The organism is Amycolatopsis sp., assembly GCF_035276945.1.
In the GTDB taxonomy this organism is placed as follows: Bacteria; Actinomycetota; Actinomycetes; order Mycobacteriales; family Pseudonocardiaceae; genus Amycolatopsis_E.
The window spans coordinates 1-5,452 of sequence record NZ_DATELF010000058.1 but is presented as its reverse complement, the minus strand read 5'-3'; the positions used below and the strand labels follow the sequence as shown (position 1 = coordinate 5,452).

The window sequence follows — 5,452 nt, the reverse complement described above, 5'->3', positions numbered from 1 at the left end:
GTTGTCGGCGAAATCGCAGGCGGGATTGGCCGGGCAGGCGGCGCGGTTGTATTCGTATGTGGATGACCATCCTGAGGTGGGTGCCGGTGATGTGGGGTTGTCATTGGTGAGGACGCGGTCGGTGTTCACGCACCGGGCGGTCGTGTGGGGTCGGGACCGCGGGGAATGTTTGTCCGGGTTGGGCGCCCTCGCCAAGGGCGAACCGACGGTGTCGGTGGTCACCGGTGTGCTGGGTCGAGGCGGGGGCACCGGGGTGTTGTTTACCGGTCAGGGTGCGCAACGGGCAGGGATGGGCCGGGAACTGTATGACGCTTTCCCAGCTTTCGCGGAAGCGCTCGACACCACGTGTGCGGAGTTTCAAAAACATTTAAATTGTTCGTTGCGGGAACTGATGTTCGCGCAACCAGGCTCGGTCGGCAGTGAATTGCTGGACACGACCGAATACGCGCAGCCGGCGTTGTTCACGCTGGAAACAGCGTTGTTCCGGTGGTGGCAGTCCTACGGCGCCGGCGTGGACTTCCTGCTGGGCCATTCGTTGGGAGAGTTGGTCGCCGCGCATGTGGCAGGGGTGCTGTCGCTGGAGGACGCGGCAGCGCTGGTAGCCGCTCGTGGACGGTTGATGCAGCGTTTACCCGAGGGTGCGGCGATGATGTCGGTGCGGGCACCGGAGTTGGAGGTCACGCAGGCACTGGCGGACAACACCGACGTTCGGGTGCAGATCGCGGCGGTCAACGGTCCGTCACACGTGGTCATCTCCGGGGACGAGCATGCGGTGCTGCGGGTAGCAGAGAGCTTCACCGCGCGTGGCTGCCAGACCAAGCGGTTGCGGGTTTCCCGGGCATTTCACTCCTCCCTGATGGAACCGATACTCGAGGAATTCCGTGGAGTTGCCCGCGGCTTGATCTACGCACCACCAACCATTCCGGTGGTATCCAACGTGACCGGTGCGGTAGCGACGACAGAACAGATGTGCTCGCCGGAATACTGGGTACGGCACGCCCGGGAAACGGTGCGTTTCCACGACGGTATTCAGACATTACTCACCCAGGGTGTGACCACGTTCGTGGAGATGGGCCCCGCCGCGGTGCTCACCGCGATGACCCAGGACAGCCTGCCTACCGACACCGGCAACATCACACTGCTCCCCCTGCTCCGCCACGACCGCGCCGAACCAAACACCGCCATCACCGCCCTGGCCGAGGCCTTCGTCCAGGGCCTGCCGGTCGACTGGGCAACCACCTTCGACGGCACCGGCGCACACCAGATCGAATTACCCACCTACGCCTTCCAACGACAGCGATACTGGCCGGACACAGATGCCCGCACGTTCGACGCTGCGAGCTTGGGGCAGGCATCGGCAGACCACCCGCTGCTGGGTGCGGCGGTCCGCCTCGCCGATGGCGACAGCGTTGTGCTGACCGGTCGGCTCTCGCTGCGTACCCACAAATGGCTGGCCGATCATGCCATCTCGGGCACAGTGCTGCTGCCGGGTACGGCGTTTGTGGAACTGGCAGTGCGCGCGGGCGATGAGGTGGGCCTTGATCTGCTGGAGGAACTTGCCCTGGAAACTCCGCTGGCACTGACAGCGGGCGTTTCCATCCAACTCGTGGTCGGCGCCGCCGACGAGACTGGGCGTCGGACGTTTACGGTGCACTCGCGCCCCGATGACGCCGAGTCGGACGTGGCTTGGACGCGCAATGCCAGTGGTGTTCTCGCGAGGGGAGCCAGCGCAGCCGAGTTCGACCTGACCGAATGGCCGCCGCCCGGCGCGGACCTGATCCCCACAGACGATCTGTATGACCGCTTGGCCGAGGCCGGATACGGGTACGGGCCGAGCTTCCGGGGCCTGCGCGCAGCATGGCGACGCGGCGATGACCTCTTCGCCGAGGTTGCCCTGCCGAAAGAATTCAGCGAGGACGCCGGTCTTTTTCGGCTCCATCCTGGGTTATTGGACGCATCCTTGCATGTCCGCGCCGCAGACGTGGTAGGCAACTCGAAGCAGACGCTGCTGCCATTCGCCTGGAGCAGGGTATCGCTGCACGCAGTCGGGGCTTCGGTGTTGCGTGTGTGTCTGTCTCCGGACAATCAGAACGGTGTGTCGCTGCGCGTGGCCGATGGCGATGGTTTGCCGGTGGCGACCGTGGCTTCGCTGGTATTGCGGCCGGTTTCGGATCACTCGGCGCCCAGCGGCGATGGCGACGACCGGTTGTACCGAGTGGACTGGATTGCGATGGAGTCGCAGGGAACATCGGCGGCGACACGATGGGCGGTGTTGGGGCAGTCGGATGTGGTTTCGGCACTGGAGACGGCCGGCGTCCAGACGGAGTGCGCAGCGGATCTGCCGTCGCTCAGTGAGCGAATCCCGGATGTCGTGATCGACGTCCTTCCTGCCGGCAAAGTAGCGGCAGATGTCTCGGGGGCCGTGCGCGCGAGTACCCAGCGCGCGCTCGACATGGTTCATTCGTGGCTTGCTGACGAGCGGTTCGCATCTTCCCGGCTGGCCTTTGTCACTCGTCGCGCAGTGAGCACCGAGGCCACCGAGGATGTCACCGATCTGGCGCACGCGGCAGTGTGGGGGCTGCTGCGTTCGGTGCAGGCAGAGCACCCGGGCCGTTTCGTGCTGGTGGATCTCGACAACGCGGAATCCGCCGCTGCGCTTCCGGCGGCATTGGCCATGGACGAAACCCAGGTAGCACTGCGGACAAGTACCGTACTGGTTCCCAGGCTCGCCCGCGCGCCTTCCGAATCAGCGCAGCTGTCCACAGCGGTTTCGGATGGGTGGCGGGTCAGTGCAGGCGCCGACCGCACGTTCGAGGGGCTCGCCATTGTTCCCAGTACGGACACCGGGGGCGCGTTGACCGCCGGACAGGTGCGGGTGGCGGTGCGTGCCGCGGGGGTGAACTTCCGCGATGTCCTGATCTCGCTCGGCATGTATCCAGGCGAGGCGATTATGGGTGCCGAGGCCGCGGGTGTGGTGTTGGATATCGGGCCCGGTGTACGCGGGTTGCGTGCCGGTGATCGGGTGATGGGCTTGTTTCCCTGCGCGTTCGGACCGATCGCTGTGGCGGATCACCGAATGCTGGTGCGTGTCCCTACCGGTTGGTCCTTCGTCCAGGCCGCCTCGACGCCAGTGGCATTCCTTACCGCCTATTATGCGTTGCATGATCTAGGCCACCTGTCTGCGGGCGAATCGTTGTTGGTGCATTCGGCGGCAGGAGGGGTCGGCATGGCCGCCGTCCAACTGGCCAGGCACTGGGGTGCGGAGGTGTTCGGGACGGCGAGCCGGGCCAAGTGGGAGGCGGTGCGTGCCCTCGGTTTGCCGGAGGAGCGCATCGCATCGTCTCGTGATCTCGCTTTCGAGCAACGGTTGCTCGACGCCACCGAAGGCCGAGGCATGGATGTAGTGCTGGACTCGCTTACCGGGGAGTTCGTGGACGCCTCGTTACGGTTGTTGCCGGGAGGCGGCCGATTCCTTGAGATGGGCAAGACGGATGTCCGGGATCCGACCACTGTGGCCGCTGAACACGCTGGTGTGGATTACCGGGCATTCGACCTCTCTGAGGCGGGCCCGGACCGGATTCAGGAGATGCTGACCGAGCTGTTGGCCCTCTTCGAGCGCGGAGCGTTGCGCACGCTGCCCGTAGTGACATGGGACGTGCGGCGTGCGGCGGAGGCGTTCCGGTTCATGAGTCAGGCACGACACGTGGGCAAGGTCGCGTTAACGATGCCGTGGACGTCAGGCGGTGGGACAACCCTGATCACCGGAGCAACCGGGGCGCTGGGCCGCCAGGTGGCCAGGCATCTGGCCGTCGAGCGGGGCGTGCGGAACCTGTTGTTGGTGAGCCGCCGTGGTGCCGCCGCGCCTGGTGCGGCCGAGTTGGCGGCCGAGCTCGCTGAAGCGGGAGCCGAGGTGACGATCGCGTCCTGTGACGTGGCCGACCGACGGGCGCTGGAGGAGTTGCTGCGGGAGGTTCCGACTGGGCATCCGTTGACCGCGGTCATCCATGCGGCGGGCGTACTGGACGATGGTGCGGTCGAATCCCTCACCGCCGAACGCATCGACCGGGTTTTTCGATCTAAAGTAGACGGTGCCCTGAATCTGCATGAGCTGACTAAGGACATGGATCTGGCCGCGTTCGTCCTGTACTCGTCTGCAGCCGGCACGTTGGGTAGCGCTGGGCAGGCCAACTACGCGGCGGCGAACGCGGTGCTGGACGCGCTCGCCCAGCACCGCAGGGCCAGCCGGCTGTCCGCCGTCTCGTTGGCATGGGGGCTGTGGGCCGAAGGTGGCCGGATGACCGGACATCTGAACGCCACCGACCTGAAGCGACTTGCCCGCGGCGGTGTGGTCCCGTTGTCCACCGACCAGGGCTTGGCCTTGTTCGATGCCGCCCAATGCAGAGACGAAGCGCTACTGGTGCCCGCCCGGCTGGACATGGCCGCACTGCGTGCCAACTCGATGCCCACTGTCCCACTGCTGCGGGGATTGATCCGCGCACCAGCCCGGCGGACTGCCGCTACCGGCGTGGATCCGTCTCGGCTGGCACACCGCCTGGTGCGAATGCCCGAGAGCGAGCGAAATCGAACACTGCTGGACTTGGTTGGCTCCGAAGCCGCCGTCGTGCTCGGACATACCACGGACGAGGAAGTGCGGCCCGACCGGTCGTTCAAGGAGATCGGTTTCGACTCGCTGACAGCGGTGGAGTTTCGCAACCGGCTCAACGCCGCGACGGGTTTACGGCTGCCGTCGACGCTGATCTTCGACCACCCCACACCGGTGGCGCTGGCCAGGCACCTGCTGGTCAGGATTGTCGGTGCTGGCCCTACCGATCGGTCCGCGGCGACGGTGGTCGCCAGCACGGCTGGGGAGCCCATCGCGATCGTCGGCATGAGTTGCCGGTTGCCTGGTGGTGTCGGTTCGCCCGAGGAGCTGTGGAGACTGGTCGCCGACGGTGTGGACGCGATCTCGGGATTCCCGACGAACCGTGGCTGGAACGTCGCGGAGTTGTTCGCCTCTGCTCCGCAGCAATCCGGCCAGAGCTACGTGCGTGATGGCGGGTTCGTCTATGACGTGGACCATTTTGATGCGGAGTTTTTTGGTATTTCACCGCGTGAGGCGCTGGCGATGGACCCACAGCAGCGGTTGTTGCTGGAGACCTCGTGGGAAACCCTCGAGCAGGCGGGCGTGGACCCGATGTCCATGCACGGCACCAAGACGGGAGTGTTCGCGGGGGCGATCTACTACGACTACGCCTCCCGATTGCACAAGGTTCCAGTCGAAATGGAGGGCTACATCGGCAACGGCAACGTTGGCAGTGTGGCGTCGGGTCGGGTGGCGTATACGTTGGGGTTGCAGGGGCCGGCGGTGACGGTGGATACGGCGTGTTCGTCGTCGTTGGTGGCGTTGCATTTGGCGTGTCAGGCGTTGCGGTCGGGTGAGTGTGATGCCGCG

At 65.6% G+C, this 5,452-nt stretch carries 1 protein-coding gene and 1 pseudogene; both read left to right on the top strand.

All coding sequences use genetic code 11. From position 1 onward, the window contains the following. Position 1: 1 nt before the first annotated feature. Positions 2 to 160 (top strand): annotated as a pseudogene (locus VJT49_RS35145) (hypothetical protein); the annotation flags it as partial. A gap of 18 nt (positions 161 to 178) precedes the next feature. Continuing rightward, the coding region (locus VJT49_RS09420; RefSeq protein WP_324164357.1) for an SDR family NAD(P)-dependent oxidoreductase at positions 179 to 5,452 on the top strand (5,274 nt) is incomplete at its 3' end.